This window comes from Leucobacter sp. GX24907 (genome assembly GCF_053567335.1).
In genome coordinates, this window is sequence record NZ_JBSGPD010000003.1 from 277,370 (window position 1) to 296,737 (window position 19,368).

General features: G+C 63.3%; 15 protein-coding genes. 10 read left to right on the forward strand and 5 right to left on the reverse strand.

Translation table 11 applies throughout. The features are described from left to right. Window positions 1-5: 5 nt before the first annotated feature. A complete protein-coding gene (locus ACUYV6_RS06440) occupies window positions 6-923 on the reverse strand; it encodes a LysR family transcriptional regulator (protein ID WP_449277827.1) in 918 nt (305 codons plus the stop codon). Between the two features lie 56 nt (window positions 924-979). Here ACUYV6_RS06440 and ACUYV6_RS06445 point away from each other — a divergent pair, with 56 nt between their 5' ends. The 3 genes from ACUYV6_RS06445 to ACUYV6_RS06455 all read left to right on the forward strand — a co-directional run bounded on the left by ACUYV6_RS06445 (window position 980) and on the right by ACUYV6_RS06455 (window position 5,058). Beyond that, complete coding sequence (locus ACUYV6_RS06445) at window positions 980-1,534, forward strand: DUF3817 domain-containing protein (protein ID WP_449277828.1); 555 nt, start codon at window positions 980-982, stop codon at window positions 1,532-1,534. Continuing rightward, window positions 1,534-3,117: a glutamine-hydrolyzing GMP synthase gene (gene guaA / locus ACUYV6_RS06450; protein ID WP_449277829.1), complete on the forward strand. Its 1,584-nt coding sequence runs from the start codon at window positions 1,534-1,536 to the stop codon at window positions 3,115-3,117. Before ACUYV6_RS06445 ends, guaA begins: the two co-directional genes overlap by 1 nt. A gap of 132 nt (window positions 3,118-3,249) precedes the next feature. Beyond that, window positions 3,250-5,058: a helicase HerA-like domain-containing protein gene (locus ACUYV6_RS06455; protein ID WP_449277830.1), complete on the forward strand. Its 1,809-nt coding sequence runs from the start codon at window positions 3,250-3,252 to the stop codon at window positions 5,056-5,058. 62 nt (window positions 5,059-5,120) lie between these two features. Here the strand turns inward: ACUYV6_RS06455 and ACUYV6_RS06460 are convergent, their stop codons facing one another. After that, a complete protein-coding gene (locus ACUYV6_RS06460; protein ID WP_449277831.1) occupies window positions 5,121-5,960 on the reverse strand; it encodes a Bax inhibitor-1/YccA family protein in 840 nt (279 codons plus the stop codon). A gap of 139 nt (window positions 5,961-6,099) precedes the next feature. Here ACUYV6_RS06460 and ACUYV6_RS06465 point away from each other — a divergent pair, with 139 nt between their 5' ends. Then, entirely contained in the window at window positions 6,100-7,146 is a 1,047-nt protein-coding gene (locus ACUYV6_RS06465) for a glycerophosphodiester phosphodiesterase family protein (RefSeq protein ID WP_449277832.1), read from the forward strand. 758 nt (window positions 7,147-7,904) lie between these two features. Here ACUYV6_RS06465 and ACUYV6_RS06470 read toward each other — a convergent pair. Beyond that, on the reverse strand, window positions 7,905-8,897 hold the full coding sequence (locus ACUYV6_RS06470) for an asparaginase domain-containing protein (RefSeq protein WP_449277833.1): 993 nt from the start codon (window positions 8,895-8,897) through the stop codon (window positions 7,905-7,907). An 85-nt stretch (window positions 8,898-8,982) separates the two neighbouring features. Here ACUYV6_RS06470 and ACUYV6_RS06475 point away from each other — a divergent pair, with 85 nt between their 5' ends. The 6 genes from ACUYV6_RS06475 to sucD all read left to right on the forward strand — a co-directional run bounded on the left by ACUYV6_RS06475 (window position 8,983) and on the right by sucD (window position 18,303). Further along, entirely contained in the window at window positions 8,983-11,580 is a 2,598-nt protein-coding gene (locus tag ACUYV6_RS06475; protein WP_449277834.1) for an ATP-dependent helicase, read from the forward strand. Between the two features lie 3 nt (window positions 11,581-11,583). Further along, complete coding sequence (locus ACUYV6_RS06480; protein ID WP_449277835.1) at window positions 11,584-12,948, forward strand: hypothetical protein; 1,365 nt, start codon at window positions 11,584-11,586, stop codon at window positions 12,946-12,948. Window positions 12,949-13,433: 485 nt separating this feature from the next. Further along, window positions 13,434-14,504, forward strand: a complete 1,071-nt coding sequence (locus ACUYV6_RS06485) for a hypothetical protein (protein ID WP_449277836.1) — start codon at window positions 13,434-13,436, stop codon at window positions 14,502-14,504. Further along, window positions 14,501-16,075, forward strand: coding sequence for a CoF synthetase (locus ACUYV6_RS06490; protein ID WP_449277837.1), 1,575 nt, complete (start codon window positions 14,501-14,503; stop codon window positions 16,073-16,075). Before ACUYV6_RS06485 ends, ACUYV6_RS06490 begins: the two co-directional genes overlap by 4 nt. 134 nt (window positions 16,076-16,209) lie before the next feature. Beyond that, a complete protein-coding gene (sucC, locus tag ACUYV6_RS06495; protein WP_449277838.1) occupies window positions 16,210-17,376 on the forward strand; it encodes an ADP-forming succinate--CoA ligase subunit beta in 1,167 nt (388 codons plus the stop codon). 24 nt (window positions 17,377-17,400) lie between these two features. Beyond that, on the forward strand, window positions 17,401-18,303 hold the full coding sequence (sucD, locus tag ACUYV6_RS06500) for a succinate--CoA ligase subunit alpha (protein WP_449277839.1): 903 nt from the start codon (window positions 17,401-17,403) through the stop codon (window positions 18,301-18,303). Between the two features lie 137 nt (window positions 18,304-18,440). On the opposite strand, the gene ACUYV6_RS06505 is transcribed toward sucD, so the two are convergent. Both ACUYV6_RS06505 and ACUYV6_RS06510 read right to left on the reverse strand, forming a co-directional pair. After that, window positions 18,441-18,848: a VOC family protein gene (locus ACUYV6_RS06505; RefSeq protein WP_449277840.1), complete on the reverse strand. Its 408-nt coding sequence runs from the start codon at window positions 18,846-18,848 to the stop codon at window positions 18,441-18,443. 10 nt (window positions 18,849-18,858) lie between these two features. After that, window positions 18,859-19,323 (reverse strand): helix-turn-helix transcriptional regulator, encoded by a 465-nt coding sequence (locus ACUYV6_RS06510; protein WP_449277841.1) that lies wholly within the window; start codon window positions 19,321-19,323, stop codon window positions 18,859-18,861. Window positions 19,324-19,368: the final 45 nt, after the last annotated feature.

The window sequence follows — 19,368 nt, forward strand, 5'->3', positions numbered from 1 at the left end:
CCGCGTCACATCTCGGGCGCCCGCAGACCCTCCGCGATACTGCGTAGACGCTCGAGGAAGGCGGGTACCAGAGGTCCGTTTCCGGCCGTGCTGCGCGTCACGGCGACGATTCGGCGCTTCGGAAGTGGATCGCTGATCCTGACCATGCGGAGCTTTCCGTCGTCGGGAAATGCGAGGTGAGGGAGAAGCGCGATGCCCAACGACGATCGAACCAGACCGCGTACGGCGTCGAAGTTGTTGCTGCGAAAAGCAATCTGAGGCTGAAAACCATGCCGTGAGGTCAGTCCTTGCAGGCACTGGTAGGCCGCAGTGCTCTCCGTGTTCGTTATCCAGCGTTCTCGGCTCAGGTCTTCAAAGGCTATGGGCTTCCGCACCGCAATCGCGCGTGACGGGGATGCGACGACGTGGAGCGATTCCGAATGCAGCGGATGCAGCGTCAGCTGCTCAGGCCAGCGCTCGGGAACGCCGTCATAGGTGAAGACCAAAGCGATGTCGATTGCTCCGTCGAGCACTTGTGGAATGAGCTCGTACGGCTCTCCTTCCGTATAGCTGACGTAGACGTCTTGCCGTTCAAGAAGGAACTGAGCGATTGCCGGGGACAATAACCGGTCGCTCGCAGAGCTGAACGTGCCGATGCGGAGTCTGCCGGCCTGCCCGGCCGCGAGCCGCTTTGCCTCGTGTCGAAGCGTCGCGAGTTCATTGAGTAGTTTCTCGCTTTGCTCGTACAGGTAGAGCGCCGAGATCGTAGCCTTCACGCTTCGAGCTTGTCTCTCGAAGAGGGTGATGTTGAGCGATTCCTCCAGTCTCGCGATCTGCTGGGAAACCGCAGAACCCGTGTACCCGAGTGCACGACCCGCGTCGGCGAACGAGCCGGTCTCGATGACCGCGGCGAGCGCCTTGAGTGCGGTCGGTGTGATCTCCATAGCAGGGCTCAGTGTAGCGAGAGGTTCGACTCAGGAACACCGATAGGATGGACTTCATGGTTCTGCAACCGAAGCTCTCAGACTTCCCGCGAATCCGCTCCGCTCTCAAGGTGTACAAAGTCACCTCAGTGATCACCGGCATCATGCTGCTCCTGCTGCTGACCGAGATGATTCTGAAGTACTCGCCCACGCACGTTGAGCTCTTCGCAGGTGGCGAGACGGGCGGGCTCCATTTCGCACCGGTCGTCGTGGGCGAATCGTGTCAGTGGTTCTCGCTCTTCAACCCCTTCCAAGAGGGGTGCTCGCTGGAATCGACCGGCACTGGAGCCAACCTCTCACTCATGATTCTGGTGGCGCACGGGTGGTTCTACGTCGCCTACTTGATCGGCTGCTTCATGATCTGGAGCCCGATGCGCTGGCGCTTCCCGCGGTTCCTGCTTCTCGCGCTCGGCGGCGTGGTGCCGCTGCTCTCCTTCATCATGGAGGTGCGAGTCGCGCGAGAGGTCACCGCATACCTCGATGCTCGTGAGGCAGAAGCGAGCGCGTCCGAGACATCCCAATCCTCAGCATCCGCCGCGGCTCAGGCCGCCCAGGCTTCGGAAGGCCAGTAATGACAGAGCAGACCGTTACCGGGCATCGCCCGGTTCTCGTGGTCGATTTCGGTGCGCAGTACGCTCAGCTGATCGCGCGCCGCGTGCGGGAGGCGGGCGTGTTCTCCGAGCTCGTACCGCACACGATTACCGCCGAAGAGGTTCAGGCCAAGCAGCCGCTCGGCATCGTGCTTTCCGGCGGCCCCTCCTCCGTGTACGCGGAAGGTGCGCCGGCCTTCGACGAGGCGGTATTTGATCTCGGTGTACCCGTTCTCGGCATCTGCTACGGATTCCAGGTGATGGCACGTGCGCTCGGTGGCGTGGTCGGCAACACTGGTGACCGCGAGTACGGAGCGACGGATGCGGTGGTGGTCGGCGACGGCGGTGCGATCCTCGCCGGGCAGCCGGTCGAGCAGAATGTCTGGATGAGTCACGGTGATGCGGTGCAGCAAGCGCCCGAGGGCTTCGAGGTGCTTGCTCGCACGGCGGTCACTCCCGTCGCGGCATTCGGATCTGCCGAGCGGGGGCTCTACGGTGTTCAGTGGCACCCCGAGGTGAAGCACTCCGATCACGGGCAGCGCATCCTCGAGAACTTCCTGCACATCGTTGCGGGGATCGAACCCGATTGGAACGCGGGCAGTGTCATTGCGGAGCAGGTGGAACTGATTCGTGAGCAGGTGGGGAATGCCCGCGTGATCTCGGCGCTCTCGGGCGGTGTCGACTCCGCGGTGTCGACTGCACTCGTGCACCGTGCGATCGGCGACCAGTTGACCGCCGTATTCGTTGATCATGGTCTGCTGCGTCAGGGTGAACGCGAGCAGGTCGAGAAGGACTACGTCGAATCGACCGGAGTGCACCTCATCACGGTTGATGCGGCAGATACCTTCCTCGGTCACCTCGCAGGAGTGACCGACCCCGAGGAGAAGCGCAAGATCATCGGCCGCGAGTTCATTCGCGCCTTCGAACAAGTGCAGCGCGATCTCATCGCGGAGGCGAAGGCCGAGGGCGAGCCGATCAAGTTCCTCGTACAGGGCACGCTCTACCCTGATGTCGTCGAGTCGGGCGGTGGCTCTGGCACCGCAAACATCAAGTCCCACCACAACGTCGGCGGTCTTCCCGAAGACATGACCTTCGAGCTCATTGAACCCCTGCGTGACCTCTTCAAGGACGAGGTACGGGCGGTCGGCCGTGAACTCGGGATTCCTGAGCCGATCGTCGCGCGACAGCCGTTCCCCGGGCCCGGTCTCGGAATTCGGATCGTGGGAGAAGTGACTCGAGACCGCCTCGAGACGTTGCGCGCGGCCGACGCGATTGCCCGAGCCGAACTCACCGCCGCGGGTCTCGACGCCGAGATCTGGCAGTGCCCGGTCGTGCTGCTCGCCGACGTCCGCTCGGTCGGTGTGCAGGGCGATGGCCGTACCTACGGGCATCCGATCGTGCTGCGTCCCGTCTCCAGCGAGGACGCGATGACGGCCGACTGGACGCGCGTGCCCTACGAGGTGCTCGCGCGCATCTCGAACAAGATCACCAACCAGGTGCCCGAGGTGAACCGAGTCGTGCTCGACGTCACTTCGAAGCCTCCGGGGACGATCGAGTGGGAGTAGCGCTGTTGCAGTAGGCGATCCCGTGCGATGCGGCGCATCTGGTTTTTATCCGAGCTGATAAGAACAAGATGCGCCGCATTGTTCTCCCCAGGAAAGTTCGGCGGTGTCAGTGCTCCTCGATAAGATCGCAGCATGAGCGAAGACGTCGAGGTGTTGCGGGCGAAACTGGCTGAGGCAGAGGCGCGGGCGAAAGCCGCGGAGGCCGCAGCCGCGCGGGCTGAAGCCGAGGCTGCGCGAGCAGCGTTGGCAGCGGTCGAGGGCGATGCTGCAGGTCCGGCGCCGGTCACGGAGCCCGCGGCGCCCACGGAGCCGAGCCCCGCATCTGAACTCGACCCAGCCCTGCGTGCTATCGCTGACGGGTATGCGTTCGAGGCATCAGCGCTGACGCTCGGCACACTGCTGGATGGTGAGCAGCCGCGCCCGGGAAACCTCGTCAGGATGCCGTTCGGCATGTTCAACAGGCACCTGCTCGTTGCCGGTGCGACGGGCACCGGCAAGACGCGTACGCTGCAGCTGCTTGCAGAGGGACTTTCGACTGCGGGATCCTCAGTACTGCTCTGCGACGTCAAGGGCGATCTCACCGGCATGGCGGAAGACGGCGCAGCCTCCGAGAAGCTGCTGGCTCGCACGGAGGCCAACGGGCAGGCCTGGGAGCCTGCTTCGTTCCCGGTGGAATTGCTGCGACTGGGCGGCGTCGAAAATGAGAGCCCGGGCGTCGTCGTACGCGTGCCGGTCTCCGACTTCGGTCCGATCCTCCTCGCCCGTGCGCTCGACCTGAACACCACGCAGGAGCAGGCGCTGCAGCTCATCTTCTCCTGGGCCGACGCACAAGGGCTCGAGCTCGTCGACCTCGGAGATATCCGTGCCGTGACCATGCACCTCACCTCGGATGCGGGCAAGGAGGTGCTCGCAAGCCTGGGAGGCGTGTCGAAGGCGACTGCTGGGGTGATCCTGCGTGCGATCACTGCGCTGGAAGCGCAGGGCGGTGACCGATTCTTCGGCGAACCAGGCTTCGATACGGCAGATCTGATGCGCCAGGTGGACGGGCGCGGAGTAGTGTCGTTGCTCGACGTGGGCGACATGTTCGAGCGGCCAGCACTCGTCAGCACCGTGATCATGTGGCTCTTGGCCGACCTGTTCTCTGAGCTCCCCGAAGTCGGTGACCCCGAGCACCCGAAGCTCGTGTTCTTCTTCGATGAGGCGCATTTGCTGTTCGCGAATGCGACGAAGGAGTTCTTGCGACAGGTGGTGCAGACGGTGCGTCTCATCCGCTCCAAAGGCGTTGGCGTCGTCTTCGTGACGCAGACTCCGAAAGACATTCCCGCCGATGTCTTGGCGCAGTTGGGATCGCGCGTGCAGCACGCGCTGCGTGCCGCAACACCCGACGACGAGAAGAAGCTGAAGCAGACGGTCAATACCTTCCCCAACACCGAGCTCGATCTCGCAGAGCTGTTGACGACGCTGGGCACCGGCGAAGCGATCGTGACCGTGCTCGGTACCGATGGCAGGCCGACCCCGGTCGCTCCGACCAAGCTGTGGGCGCCCGCGTCAGTCATGGGACCAGCCCAGCCGGCGACCGTGCAATCGATTGCGGCTGCGTCGGCACTCGCGAGCAAGTACGCCGAGGCGACGAATCCAATCTCCGCAGAAGAGAAGCTGGAGCAACGAGCCGCCGAAGCGGAATCCGAGCGCCAACGCGCGGAGGCCGAGGCGCAAGCCGCCGCCGAGGCCGAGAAGCGCGCCAAAGCTGAGGCTGCTGCGGCCGCGAAGGCTCAGAAAGCCGCGGAGAAAGAGGCCGAGCAGCGAGCACGGGAGGCCGCGCGCAAGGCTCAGCGACGCGGCGGAACGATTGAGAAGGCGATCGGGTCCGCGCTGCGCTCCGCAGGGACTCAGATCGGACGTGAGATCACGCGAACGATCTTCGGAACGCGAAAGCGCTGATCCCGGTTATTCGGGACCAGCGCTTCCCAGACCGATCGAAGATCAGTGAGCGGGAGCGGCGATCAGTCGCCGCCGCGCAGAATCGCGAGGATACGCAGGATCTCAACGTAGAGCCAGATGAGCGTCACCATCAGGCCGAAGGCTGCCGTCCAGCCCCACTTGGCGGGGATGCGGTTCTTCACACCGTTCTGAATGAGCTCGAAGTCCATGACGAGTGAATACGCGGCGAGGAAGACTGCGAGCAGGCCGACGATGATGCCGAGCGGAATACCGAAGACCTCGATGCCGGTGCGCATGCCCCACGCAGAGTCTGCAACCTCGCCCGAGCCGAACCACATCATGCCCACATTGATGAGCGAGAACACGAGGTACCCTGCCATGGCGATCAGTACGATCTTCGTCATGCGCGGGCTCGTACGGACCTTGCCGCTGCGGAACAGCAGCATGGTCACACCGAACACGGCAAAGGTGCCCATCAGCGCCTGCGCGACAATACCGGGGTAGAGGCTCTCCATCAGCCCGGAGAGGCCGCCGAGGAAGAGTCCCTGAGCGACCGCATACCCCATGATGAGCGGGACGCTCGGCTCCTTCTTGAACGCGTTCACGAGGCCGAGAACGAGGCCGACAAGCATGCCGAGAATCATGAGGATCGGCGCGAACCAGCCGACAGCGGCGAAGGCGAGCACGACGAGGAAGAGACCGACAGTCTTCGAGATGGTGTTCTCGTAGGTCATCGGATCGTCCGACGGACGGATGGTCGGCGGCTGTTCGGCGACCACCGGTTCGTCAATTCCCGGACGCTGAGTCTGAGCTGCGGGCTGATCGTAGATGCGGCGCAGCTCCTCCGCAGTGAGGGTCTTGCCGTTCAGTGCGGGGTTGTTGCTGAGAGCGGGATTGCTCATGCGGCTCCTTTGCAGGGGCGGATACGTGAGTCAAGCGTATCGGGAATGCTGTCGCCCTGTCTGGGAAATCGGCAGAATCTCGGCAGTTTCTCGGTGAGCGGATCGGCGATCAGTCAGCGGTGCCCCATAGGCTTGCGGCATGGCGAATGCTTCGGGATCCCCCCTCGTTATCGGGCATCGCGGTGCCTCGGGGTACCGCCCCGAGCACACCGAGTCTGCCTACCGACTGGCGTTCGAGCTCGGTGCCGACCTGGTGGAGCCGGACATCGTCGCCACCAGCGACGGCGTGCTCGTGGTGCGCCATGAGAACGACATCTCGGGAACGACCGACGTGGCGGAGCGGCGCGAGTTCGCTGATCGCAAGACCACCAAGACCGTCGACGGTGTGCGGCTGACAGGCTGGTTCACCGAGGATTTCACCTGGGACGAGCTGCGCACGCTGCGGTGCAGGGAGCGGTTGCCCCGGATGCGGGCTGACAACCGGGCCTATGACGGGGCGGAGCCGATCCTGCGCCTTCGCGATGTGCTCGGCATCGTCGACGCGGCAAGCGACGATCACGGTCGGCAGTTCGGTGTCGTGGTGGAGGTCAAGCACGCCCACTACTTCGCGTCGATCGGGCTGAACCTCGGAGATCTACTGCTGCGCGAGCTCGCCTCGACGGGCTGGGACAATCGTCCGGATCGGCTCGTGATCGAGTGCTTCGAACTCGGGGTACTGGAGTGGTTGGGCGACGCCGGAGTGCGAGCGAAACGGATCTTCCTGCTCGAACGAGAAGGCGCACCTGCTGACGAAGTTGCCGAGGCCGGCGAGGACGCGCACGCTTACGCCTGGTATCGCAGTGACGACGGCCTACGGTCGCTCATCGGACGGGTCGACGGAATCAGCGTCGCTAAATCAGATCTGCTGCGCACCAACCGGCGCGGCCGAGCAGTCGGACCCAACGATCTCGTCGCCAAAGCCCACGCACTGGGGCTTGAGGTCTACACCTGGACGCTCCGACCCGAGCGTCATTTCTTGAACCCCAGATTCCAACGCGGGCTCCGCGCAGGGGAGTGGGGCGACTGGCAGGGCGAGTTTCGCATGATCCTGAGTACCGGCGTCAACGGCATTTTTGTTGATCAGCCGGACCTCGCCGTGCACTTGCTCGAGCAACTCGGCCACCGAGGCGGAAACGCGAAGCTCTGAAGCCGAGGTTCTTGTGGATTATGTAGCTGGGCACTGAGTCTGTGAAGAGAGCGGACTTGGGGCCGGATCTGAGCGGCTAAGAATTTAGAGCCCGGATGCTGTCCACTGCTGCGGGGCAAAATCGCCTCCGATGGTGTGGCCGGCAGCGACCAAAGTGGTTCCGTCAAATACAACGGTCACCGTATGCATGTGGTCCGAGGAGGCTCCGCGATGAAAGGCGGTGACCCCTTCTTTCGGAAACTCAGGAGAAATGTCTGTGTAGACGGAGGTGCGGAAGTCTGAGAGTAGATCTGCCGCAGTTTGTTCAGAGAGCACCGCTACCGAGACAGAAGCCAACGCATCAGAATTCGGAATACCCCAGAAGCACGTCAGTTGCCGATCCGCGCCTGCGATTGCATCAAGCGTGCGCGGGCCGAGAAAGGAATTCGCCCAGTGCGCTGCATCAGAGGCCGTGCCAGGAGTCAGATATTGATCGAACCCGCTGATTAGCGAGGGGGAGATCAGTTGCTCGCAGGTGGAGGGGAGCTTTCCGAGAGGTAGTTCGGGTGCGGGAGTAGACCTGAGATCCGGCGACGAGGGGGCTTCAGAGGTTGGGGTCTTGGTGACACTCGGATCTGTAAGAGGAGCGACGGAAGGGGGTTCCTTGAGAACTGAACATCCGGAGAGTGCTAAGCCCAGAGATGCAACTACCACCAGGTTGACGCCTGTCGTAGATCTGGCTCCCATGGCAACAATCATGACAGATACACAACGACTTCTCAGCGGCACTCGCCCACAAGGTTGCTGGCGATCAAGTCGCGCAGCCGATCACCGCGATATCCGGCATCGAGCAGGAATCCGAGTTTCGCAAGAGCCGCCTCGAGGGTCAGATCCGATCCATCGATTACTCCGGCTGCGGCGAGCTCCTGGCCCACCGCGTACCGCGAGAGATCCACTCCGCCCGACGAACACTGCGTGATCGCGACCACGGGTACGTCGGAACAGACCTCTCGCAAGGCGCCGAGCATGCCCGGTCGCGACATCGGACCGTTGCCGCTGCCGTAGCATTCGAGCACGAGGCCGTCGGGGCGACCGCCGATCGCGGCTCGAAGGTCATCTGCCGTGCAGGCCGGAACAAAACGGAAGCTCAGCACGCGTGCTGGCCCGTTTCGGTCGGAGGACTCTGTACGTGCGGGGATGCCGACGCCGCCGCGGACGAGCGGCAGTTCGGCGCGGAACGCGGAGAGGGAGACCGTGTCGTGCTTCTCCGTGCGGACGGCTGGCAGGATCGCTCCGCCGAAGGCGACCGCGACGGGTGCTCCGGGCGCCGCCTTGAGTGACGCGCGGATCGCGAGCGAGAGGTTCTCCCCGGCGTCGCTCTTCGGGGCGGCGTGCGGGAGCTGGCTGCCGGTGACCACGACGGGCACGTCGAGGTCGGCCAGCTCGAATGCCAATCTGGCCGCGGTGTAAGCCAGGGTGTCGGTGCCATGCGTCACCACCACGCCACGGGGTCGGCTCGTGTTGACCCGCGCCCGGATGGCGCGAGCGACGCGTGGTGCGGTCTCGGCGTCGGCGTTGGAGCTGTCCACCGCGGGGAGAAGATGGCTGATGCGGGAGGTGACGCCCAGGGGAGTGCAGATCCGTTCGATCATTGCTTCGAACACATCGGGAAAATCAGGATCCGGCGCGAGTCCGTTATCGGTCGCACGCATGCCGATGGTGCCGCCCGTGGCGAAAATGAGTACTTCGGGGCGAGGATCGAGAGCTGCCATGCCGACCATTCTTCCGTATTCTTCCGACCTGCTTCAGTTCCGCACCACGCGCCCGATGTCAGTGGCGGAGCCTAGACTTGGGACGATGAGTGAATTCGAGCTTCTGGATCCCGGTGCGCCGTTCAGCGGTGCCTCCGCGGGCACCCGCAGTGGTACCGGTTCAGATGGCGGCGACGATCCGTTGCTGACCGGTCTGAACCCTGCGCAGGCACGCGCGGTCACCTCCCGCAGCGCGGCGCTGCTGATCGTGGCGGGTGCGGGATCTGGCAAGACTCGAGTGCTGACGCACCGTATCGCGCAGCTGATTCGGGATCGCGAGGCCTGGCCGAGCCAGATCCTTGCAATCACCTTCACCAATAAGGCCGCGGCCGAGATGCGAGAGCGCCTCCAGGGGTTGCTCGAGCGACAGGGGCTACCGAGCTCCGAGGTCGCGGGCATGTGGGTCTCGACGTTCCACTCGGCCTGCGTGCGCATTCTCCGCCGGGAATCAGAGCGCTTCGGGTATGTCTCGGGCTTCACGATCTACGACTCAGCAGACTCCCGCGCACTGCTCAAACGCATCATCAAAGACCTCGACGCCGACAGCTACGGGTTTACACCCGCGAATGCCGGCTCCAAGATCTCCCGGCTCAAGAATGAGCTGACCGATGCATCGGCGTATGCGGCGACCGCGAACGAGGCAGATCCCCGTGAGCGCATCTTCCTCGAGATCTTCTCCTTGTACGAGCAGGAACTTCGGCGAGCGAACGCCTTCGACTTCGATGACCTCATCGGGCAAACGGTGCACCTGTTCCGCGCGCACCCTGACGTTGCAGCAGTCTACCGGCGCCGCTTCAGGCACATCCTCGTCGATGAGTACCAAGATACGAACCATGCTCAGTACTCCCTGATCCGCGAGCTCACGCGACCGGTCGAACCGGAAGACGTCGACCGTCTCATGCCACCGGCACGTCCCGCCGAACTCGACGGCTCCGGGCGCATCCAGCCGGCCGCGCTCACCGTGGTCGGCGACTCCGACCAGTCGATCTACGCGTTCCGCGGCGCAGACATCCGCAACATCGTCGAGTTCGAGCGTGACTTTCCCGGCGCCGAGGTGGTCAAGCTTGAGCAGAACTACCGCTCAACGCAGAACATCCTCTCGGCGGCGAACGCTGTCATCGGCAACAACTTCGACCGTCAAGAGAAGAGCCTCTTCACCACCGAAGGCGACGGAGAGCGAATCGTTGGCTTCACCGGGTACTCGCAGCACGATGAAGCGCGATTCGTCGCGGAAGAGATCGAAGACCTGCATCTGGCAGGCGTCGCATACAGCGATATCGCGGTCTTCTACCGCACCAACTCACAGACGCGTGCGCTGGAGGAACTGCTCATACGCTCGGCTGTGCCGTACCGGGTGCTCGGGGGCACGAAGTTCTACGAGCGGGCTGAAATCAAGGACGCTATGGCGTACCTGACGAGCATTGCGAACCCCTACGATCCGATTGCGTGGTCGCGGATGCTTGGCGCCCCGAAACGCGGCATCGGGCCCATGGCCGAGGCCCACCTCGCGAACTTCCAAGAACAGCATGATCTCTCGTTCCACGAGGCGATGCTGCGCGCTGACGAAGTCGCCGCGCTCGGCCCGAAGCTGCGCAACACGGTGCGTGAACTTGCCGAGGTGCTGACCCGTGCTGCGCGGATGGCGGCGGGCGGCGGCGCGACCGACGTGGAAGGCGAAGAAGCCAAGCCCGCACCGGTCGGCGACGTGCTGAAGCTGATCCTCGACGAAACCGAGATGATTGAGAAGCTCCGTGCGAAGCGCGACCCGCAAGACGATGCGCGTGCCGAGAACCTGGAGGAGCTCCTGGCGGTCGCACGCGAGTTCGACGTCAAGCAACCGGGCGCGGGGCTACTCGCCTTCCTCACCGAGGTCAGCCTCGTCGCGGCAGCCGACGACCTCGACGACACGAGTGGCACGGTCTCGCTCATGACGATGCACACGGCGAAGGGCCTCGAATTCAAGGCAGTCTTCATCACCGGCGTCGAAGAGGGACTGCTGCCGCATCAGATGTCCGTGGATGAGGTCGGCGGGATCAGCGAGGAGCGGCGTCTCATGTACGTCGGCATCACGCGCGCGCGTGAACGACTCTTCCTCACGCTCGCTTCGACCCGTGCGACGTTCGGCGACATCTCCGTGGCGATGCCCTCGAGGTTCCTGCAAGAGATTCCTGAGGGGCTCATCGACTGGCGGCAATCGCCCGGTGAGGTGACCGGGAGGGGTGGCACCGAGTCGCGAGCGCTCAATGCACCGCGCGGCTCGGGATCCTCCTGGTCTTCTCGTAGCCGCACGACGGAGTCGAGCGTCAGCTTCGGGTCCGGGGGTGGTCGCGGCGCTGCAGCGGTATCCGAACCCGCGAGCGGCAATATGCAGTCGGCCCTCGACAAGTGGCGCGAGCGCAAACGATTGGCCAAGGAGGCGCAGGCGGCCGGCGGCGGGTTCTCGAACATGATTGGTGTCGAAACCCGAGACAACGGCGACCTCGATCTTTCCCCGGGCGACCGCATCAAGCACGAAGACTACGGCGAAGGCCGCGTCGATACTGTGACGGGCGCCGGATCGAAGCGCATCGCCCACGTCGTCTTCGACTCCGGGGCGATGCGCAAGCTGCTCATCAAGCTTGCACCCATCGAGAAGGTCGAGTGATGCATGCGCTCGACAAAGCAGGAAGGCGTCAGCCCTAGTAGTTCTGGCGACCGAGAAGCCAACAAGCACGAACAGGTGAAATACCGGCGATCCTGGGCGCTCGTCTGCGCGTTGGATGACATTCGGCATACTCCTACGGGACGAAAACAAGTACCGAGTCGGTGGCGTTTTTACTTGGGGATCGGTCTGCTGGTTCTGTCGGCCTTTTTCTTGGGCCCAGGGATCTGGCAAACCACCCGAGGAGACGACCCATTTGGGGGTCCATTCATCGTGGCCTCGTTGGTGACGTTCGTTGTCGGCATGGGCTTCGTGATTTGGAATCTCAGCGACAATAGATTCATCGCCATATCGTTGGGTATCGATCGACAAGCTCATATCGGACGAATGGTCGTCTGGGGACTCTCTTTTGTAGGTGGGGTGCTGGCCGCTGGCTCCTCCGTGATCCTGTTGCTTGTGCCAGCCCCGCTGGAGCCAGGCGGCCTATTCGCGTGGATACTGACACTTGGGGAAACGTCTCGAAGTGAGCCAATTCCCTCATGGATCGCTTTGCTTGTTGGTCTCTGGCAGTTTGTGCTCGTGATGCTGATGCTACCTCTGGGCATCGCACAGCAGCCTCTCGTGAGTCTGAGTCATCGACGACGAGATTCACGGATCACGAGAATTGCGTGGGGTCATTTCCTCGTGGCTGCGACTGTTGCGATCGCAGTCGTCGCTACCATTCGCGTGATTGTCGTTCGCGTCACAGGAGAAAGCCAGATTACGGTCGTCGTGACATTGACGGTGACCCTGCTCTCTCTGGTGTGTGCCCTCGCCGGAAGACACGCAGCTGAACTGCGGCAACGGAGAGCGAGAGCAACCGAACTGCTCGACGAAATTATTGAGCAGACTTCCCAGAGCGAAGATAGACCTTCGGAAGATATTTCGAAGCTTTTGTCACGGCTCGAACGCGAATCACGCTTTCCAAGTGGCGGTTGGTGGTGGCACCCCGATCCCGAACTCTTTGATGATGCCCTACTCGACCTGTTCCGCCTGTTGGCACCCGAGAGCAATGATGAGCGCCCCGGAGTTGCTCGGCTCCGTCGGAAGCTGGGGAAGGAGAAGGTTGCCCTCATCCTTTCTCTGGTGAATGACCTTCGAGACTCAATGATGGCCTTGTATCCGCAGTCCCCGAGTGATGAAGGCAAGGCGTCCGTGGGTTCCGCGGATGGCGCGGGACGAAACATGAGCCCCGAGTTTCAAGTTGATGATCGAATCACTCATGAGCGATTCGGCGAGGGAATTGTCACACACGTAATTGGCCGAAAGAAGAGACGTGTGGCGCGCGTTCGATTTGAGTGGGTGGGCTTGGAGAACTCGGACGGCGCATAGCTCCTCCTGGGGAGCAGTATGGATTTCCAATGTGAGCCAGTCGAGTATGTGGCCCTTTCGGAATAGGCTGCCGCCGCGCCCCGGCGACTGGAAGCCGGGAAGTAGCACTGGTTTGGTCCGGCGCACCGCTTGAATCGTGTCGTACTAGCGACGCAGAGACCTCTGGCGCTCAAGAGTGAATGACAGCGGTGGTGCCAGGGCTGCTCATCTCGGAGTCATCCGGTGCCGCGGGTCTGTGCTGCGGGTCTGTGCCGCGAATCTGCCGCGTGGACCCGCACCGAGGGTCGGAAAACTGATGCTTCTCTCCGAAAAGTCCATGATTTTTCTACCATCGGCGTGGTTCCCGGGGGCTGGGGGCCTGGGTTCAGGGGTTCCGGGGGCATGGTGGTGCTGCGGGGAAGAAGTGGGGAGACTGTGGGAAAATAACGAGCGAATGCGCGGGCGCAGACTCCTGCACGCATGGGATAGGGCGTAGGCTCGGACGCATGATGAGCACCGTCGCTCCCGATCCCTGGCCCCTCATCGTTGAAGATGCACGACGGTATCCGAGTCCGCATAACTCCCAGCCGATCAAACTCACGCCCCACGGGCCCCACCGCGCGACCCTCTCGTACGACCTCGCACTCGGCCTCCCCGCCGAATCCTTCGGCATCCCATTCGGGCATGTCTGCGCCGGAGTCTTCCTCGAGTCCCTGCGCATCGCCGCGCGGGCAGCAGGGTATGGCGTCCGCGAGCAGTTGGATCACTCCGACATGGATTTTGGCGGGCGCTCGCGCCTGCACCGCTTCGCCGAGATTGAGCTCGTGCCACTCGAACTGAGCGACGACGAGCGGGTCGCTGCCCGCATCGAGCTCGAACGATTTCGCACACGCCGTACATCGCGGCGTCCGTATCTCAGCCGCTCGGTCCCGCCTGATGTGCTTTCCGAAGTCGAGCGACTCTGCGCTGAGGCCGGGCACGAGTTCCGATTCACTGACGACCGCGAATTGGTGAAACGCATTGTGCACGTCAACCAAGCCACGCTGTTCGACGATCTCGAGAACGATGCCGTCTACGCCGAGATCATGGAATGGCTGCGTTTTTCGAAGCAGGAAGCTGCGGAGAAACGTGACGGGCTGTCTGCCGAGACCATGCTCATGCCCGGGGGCATCTTGCGATACGCAATGGCGCACCGCAGGCTGTGGCGCACGCGAGGCATCGGTGACGCGATCCGCGGTATCTATCTGAACACGATGCGCGGGGTGCATCAGTTGGGCTGGATCGAGGGCCCCTTCGACTCGCCTGCCGACTACATTGAGGCCGGTCGTACCTTCATGCGGGCGTGGCTCGAACTGCACCGGCACGGCGTCGTGCTGCACCCGTTCGGAACCGTCATCACCAATCCCGGGTCGCACGCACTCTTCGCCGAAGCAGTACGGGCGCGAGAAGGAGACGGTCGTATGGCCTGGATGCTGTTCCGCTTCGGTTACAGCAAGTACCCACCGCTCGCGTACCGCCGACCGGCGTCGGCAATGCTGCTCGAAGACATCCCCGACTACGGAGAGGCACGACCATGAAGCGCCTGATCACGTTCGCCATGCTGGCAGTGCTGGAACAGATTGTCCGTCTGCTCATGCCGCGGGTGGGCACGCACCGGATCCTGCTCGCTCCTGGAATCGAGCCGTTGCGCTGGAAGCTCGCGCGACTCCGGAGCTGGCGCACCTTCGAGCAGACCGCGCGACGAGTACCGGCATACCGTGAATTCCTTGCGGAGCGAGGCTTCCCTCGACGCCTTGACGTATCGAACGGCGTGCAGGCTGCGATCCGTACGATCCCGGAAATGGACAAGGACTCCTACATCCGGCGCTGGTCGATCCCCGAGCGCTGCCAGGGCGGCAGGATCCCGCGCCGCGGCGTCATCGTCGACGAGTCAAGCGGCAGCTCCGGCACTCCCACCAGTTGGATCCGTGGGCCGCGGGAGCGGCAGGCGACACGGCAGATTCTGCAACTCGGGTACACCAACACGGCCAAGTCGATGCAGCATCCGCCGTTCGTCATCAATGCGTTCTCGCTCGGCGCGTGGGCAACCGGCATGAACGTGACGACCTCCCTGACCGATGTCAGCATGATCAAGTCGATCGGCCCCGACAAGACCAAGATCATCCAGACCATCTCGGAGTTCGGGCCGAATCACACCTACGTGATCCTCAGCTATCCGCCATTCTTGAAAGCCCTCTTCGATGACGACCGCCTCGACTGGTCGAAGTACGACATCGTCGCCGCGTTCGGTGGTGAGGGGATCAGCGAGAGTATGCGAGACCACATCCTGAAGACCGCCCATTCGGCCTACGGCAGTTACGGAGCGAGCGACCTCGAGATCAATCTCGCGCTCGAAACCGACTTCACAGTCGAGCTGCGCCGTGCGATCGCTGCGAACCCCACGCTTGCCGAGCGCATCAGCAAGCGTGCCGACTACGGCGTGCTGCCGATGATCTTCCAGTTCAACCCGTTCAACTATCTCATCGAAACCAACGAGCGCGGGGAGCTGCTCGTCACCATCGCGCGATCCGAGAACCTGAACCCCCGAATTCGATACAACATTCACGACAGAGGCCATGTGCTGCGCATGACTGATCTCGAACCAGTGCTGCGCGAGTTCGGGCTCAGCAAGATCCTGCGCGCGAAGCAGCTCGATCTGCCGTTGCTCTTCCATTACGGGCGCAGCGACCTCTCCGTGGACTTCAACGGCGCTGTCGTAGGCCCGGACTCGCTGCGCGATGTGATCAACGCCCACGAACAGCTGCTCGAATCGGTCGAGAATCATCGATTGGTCTCGTATGAAGACGAACAGGGGGATCGGCAGCTGCACTTGGCGTTGCAGCTCGTCGAAGGCCGCGATCCTGATGCACTTGATACCGCAGCGCTCGCCGCAGAGGTGTTCGCAGAGCTTCGCCGTGCGAACGGTGACTTCCATAACGCGATTCTCACTTCCGACGACGCGATGCTGCCGACGTTCGCGATCTACGCCTTCAGAGAAGGCCCGTTCGCCGACGATGGGGCAAAGCTCAAGAACGAGTACGTCGCCCACCTGACGGCGGAGGAAGCTGCGGGGGCCGCTCTAAACCTCGGGATTCGGGCGCAGAAGTAGAGGCCGATCCAGTGCCATGGCACTGAGGGAGTACTGACACAGGCAGTGCTAAGCTCGGATATTGGTCGCTAATCACGACGTCGAGACGCATTTCGCCTCGGATTGCATACGATTTCTCCGGTGGAGGACTGTACATGGATCTGTACGAGTACCAGGCACGAGACCTATTCGAACGATACGGAGTGCCGGTGCTCGCCGGCATCGTCGCTGACACGCCGGAGGAGGTGCGTGCAGCGGCTGAGAAGCTCGGCGGCGTGGTCGTCGTCAAGGCTCAGGTGAAGACCGGAGGCCGCGGCAAGGCCGGCGGCGTCAAGGTCGCGAAGAACCCCGACGAGGCGTACGAGGCCGCCCAGGCCATCCTCGGCCTCGATATCAAGGGACACGTTGTGAAGCGTGTCATGGTGGCTGCGGGCGCAGATATCAAGGAGGAGTTCTACTTCTCCGTGCTGCTCGACCGTGCCAACCGCTCCTACCTCTCGCTCTGCAGCGTCGAGGGTGGCATGGAGATCGAGCAGCTCGCGGTTGAGAAGCCGGAGGCGCTCGCCCGCATCGAGGTCGACCCGATCACCGGCATCGACGCAGCCAAGGCAGAAGAGATCGCCCGCGCAGCGAGGTTCCCGGAAGAGCTCGTCGGCAAGGTAGTTCCCGTGTTCCAGAAGCTTTACGAGGTCTACTCGGGTGAGGACGCGACGCTCGTCGAAGTCAACCCGCTGGTGCTCACCGGCGAAGGCGAGATCATCGCGCTCGACGGCAAGGTCTCGCTCGATGAGAACGCCGACTTCCGCCAGCCCGAGCACGAAGCGCTCGCCGACAAGTCGGCTGAGGACCCGCTCGAGGCAAAGGCCAAGGCGCAGGATCTCAACTACGTGAAGCTCGACGGAGAGGTCGGCGTCATCGGCAACGGTGCGGGTCTCGTCATGTCGACGCTCGACGTCGTCGCCTACGCAGGCGAGAACCACGGCAACGTGAAGCCCGCCAACTTCCTCGATATCGGTGGCGGAGCCTCGGCTGAGGTCATGGCCGCCGGGCTCGACGTCATCCTCGGCGATGAGCAGGTCAAGTCGGTCTTCGTGAACGTCTTCGGCGGCATCACCGCGTGCGACGCAGTCGCGAACGGTATCGTCGGGGCGCTTCAGAAGCTCGGCGACACAGCGAACAAGCCGCTCGTCGTTCGACTCGACGGGAACAACGTTGAGGAGGGTCGCCGCATTCTCGAGGAGGCGAGCCACCCGCTCGTCACTCTGGCCGCAACGATGGACGAGGGCGCCGACAAGGCCGCCGAACTCGCCAACGCACGATAGCCCGCAGGTAAAGGAACTCAGAGAATGTCTATCTTCCTGAACAAGGATTCCAAGGTCATCGTCCAGGGCATCACCGGTGGCGAGGGCACGAAGCACACCGCACGCATGCTCGCGGCCGGTACGAACATCGTCGGCGGCGTGAATGCGCGCAAGGCCGGCACCACGGTGTCGCACGTCGATGCTGCAGGCGAGACCGTCGAACTGCCCGTCTTCGCTTCGGTCGACGAGGCCATCGAGAAGACCGGTGCTGATGTGTCGGTCGCCTTCGTGCCGCCCGCCTTCACGAAGGATGCGGCCATCGAAGCGATTGACGCCGGCATCGGCCTCCTCGTGATCATCACGGAGGGTGTCCCGGTCAAGGACTCCGCTGAACTGTGGGCGCACGCGCAGGCAACCGGCAACAAGACCCGCATCATCGGGCCGAACTGCCCCGGTATCATCACCCCTGACGAGGCGCTCGCTGGTATCACCCCGGCGACCATCACCGGTAAGGGCCCGATCGGCCTCGTGTCGAAGTCGGGCACCCTGACCTATCAGATGATGTACGAGCTGCGCGATCTGGGCTTCTCGACCGCGATCGGCATCGGCGGCGACCCCGTCATCGGCACCACGCACATCGACGCGCTCGCTGCGTTCGAGGCCGACCCCGAGACGAAGGCGATCGTCATGATCGGCGAGATCGGTGGAGACGCGGAGGAGCGTGCGGCAGAGTTCATCAAGGCGAACGTGACGAAGCCCGTCGTCGGCTACGTTGCGGGCTTCACCGCTCCTGAGGGCAAGACGATGGGCCACGCCGGCGCGATCGTCTCCGGCTCGGCTGGTACCGCTCAGGCGAAGAAGGAAGCGCTCGAGGCCGCAGGCGTGAAGGTCGGCAAGACTCCGACCGAGGCTGCGAACTTGCTGCGAGAGGCATACAACGCGCTGTAATCGACTGCGCGGATGCGGCGTGAAGCCGTGACGACGAGGGGCCGGATCCGTGAGGATCCGGCCCCTCGTTTCATGCATGCCACGGCTCGATCTGAGCGAGACCCTTATCGGCGAAGACACCGGGCCTCGGAGACGAGTCAGAGCTGCTGCACGCGCGCCGTGTTCCCGGCAGGATCGCGGAACGCGAAATCGCGTGCACCCCAGTCCTGCTCCATCGGTTCCTGCAAGATCTCGGCACCCGAAGCCTCGACCTTCTCGAAGAGCGCATCGAGCTCGTCGGTCGCGAACACGACCGAGGCGTAAGCGCCCTTGGCGATGAGCTCGTGAATCACACGCTTCTCATCTTCGGTGAGGCCGGGGTCGATTGCGGGCGGAGTCAGGACGATCTGGGTGTCGGGCTGGTTGGGCGGGCCGACGGTGAGCCAACGCATGTTTTCGTAACCGACATCGTTGCGAACTTCGAAGCCGAGTACGTCTCGGTAGAACGCGAGTGATGCCTCGGGGTCGGTGTGCGGGAGGAATGTGACGTGAATATTGATCTTCATGTCACTCACGCTACTCCGGGGGCTCGGCGGGAACTTCTCGATTCCTGATCGGCTTGGTGGCACGCATCGTAATGATGCCGGGGAGCCCTGACAGGGGAGCGCCATCACGGCGGTAACGGCCGGGCGATACTCCGACGAGTTCGGTGAAACGCGTCGTGAACGTGCCGAGAGAGCCGTAGCCGACCGCGAAGCACACCTCGGTTGCGCTCAGATCCCCTCGACGCAGCAGCACCATGGCGCGCTCGATTCGGCGAGTCATGAGATAGCTGTAGGGAGATTCACCGTACGCGGCGCGGAACTCTCGGCTGAGGTGCCCCGCCGAGAGGCCGACGCCGCGGGCCAGGGTCTCGACGTCGAGCGGCTGCGCGTAGTCACGGTCGATGCGATCGCGTACTCGGCGTAGCAGCACAAGCTCGCGTAGGCGTCGCGCGTCGGCAGCCTCGGAATCGGCGGCGTCGCGCGATCCTGATCCCATGCCGTTCATTCTAAGCCGTGAAGAGTACCGCCGATGGTGACTCTG

Coding starts and splice junctions, on each gene's coding strand:
- sucD (WP_449277839.1), top strand. CDS start 17,401: ATGTCTATCTTCCTGAACAAGGATTCCAAGGTCATCGTCCAGGGCATC.
- guaA (WP_449277829.1), top strand. CDS start 1,534: ATGACAGAGCAGACCGTTACCGGGCATCGCCCGGTTCTCGTGGTCGAT.
- ACUYV6_RS06445 (WP_449277828.1), top strand. CDS start 980: ATGGTTCTGCAACCGAAGCTCTCAGACTTCCCGCGAATCCGCTCCGCT.
- ACUYV6_RS06485 (WP_449277836.1), top strand. CDS start 13,434: ATGATGAGCACCGTCGCTCCCGATCCCTGGCCCCTCATCGTTGAAGAT.
- ACUYV6_RS06490 (WP_449277837.1), top strand. CDS start 14,501: ATGAAGCGCCTGATCACGTTCGCCATGCTGGCAGTGCTGGAACAGATT.
- ACUYV6_RS06510 (WP_449277841.1), bottom strand. CDS start 19,323: ATGGGATCAGGATCGCGCGACGCCGCCGATTCCGAGGCTGCCGACGCG.
- ACUYV6_RS06470 (WP_449277833.1), bottom strand. CDS start 8,897: ATGGCAGCTCTCGATCCTCGCCCCGAAGTACTCATTTTCGCCACGGGC.
- sucC (WP_449277838.1), top strand. CDS start 16,210: ATGGATCTGTACGAGTACCAGGCACGAGACCTATTCGAACGATACGGA.
- ACUYV6_RS06480 (WP_449277835.1), top strand. CDS start 11,584: ATGCGCTCGACAAAGCAGGAAGGCGTCAGCCCTAGTAGTTCTGGCGAC.
- ACUYV6_RS06475 (WP_449277834.1), top strand. CDS start 8,983: ATGAGTGAATTCGAGCTTCTGGATCCCGGTGCGCCGTTCAGCGGTGCC.
- ACUYV6_RS06460 (WP_449277831.1), bottom strand. CDS start 5,960: ATGAGCAATCCCGCTCTCAGCAACAACCCCGCACTGAACGGCAAGACC.
- ACUYV6_RS06455 (WP_449277830.1), top strand. CDS start 3,250: ATGAGCGAAGACGTCGAGGTGTTGCGGGCGAAACTGGCTGAGGCAGAG.
- ACUYV6_RS06440 (WP_449277827.1), bottom strand. CDS start 923: ATGGAGATCACACCGACCGCACTCAAGGCGCTCGCCGCGGTCATCGAG.
- ACUYV6_RS06465 (WP_449277832.1), top strand. CDS start 6,100: ATGGCGAATGCTTCGGGATCCCCCCTCGTTATCGGGCATCGCGGTGCC.
- ACUYV6_RS06505 (WP_449277840.1), bottom strand. CDS start 18,848: ATGAAGATCAATATTCACGTCACATTCCTCCCGCACACCGACCCCGAG.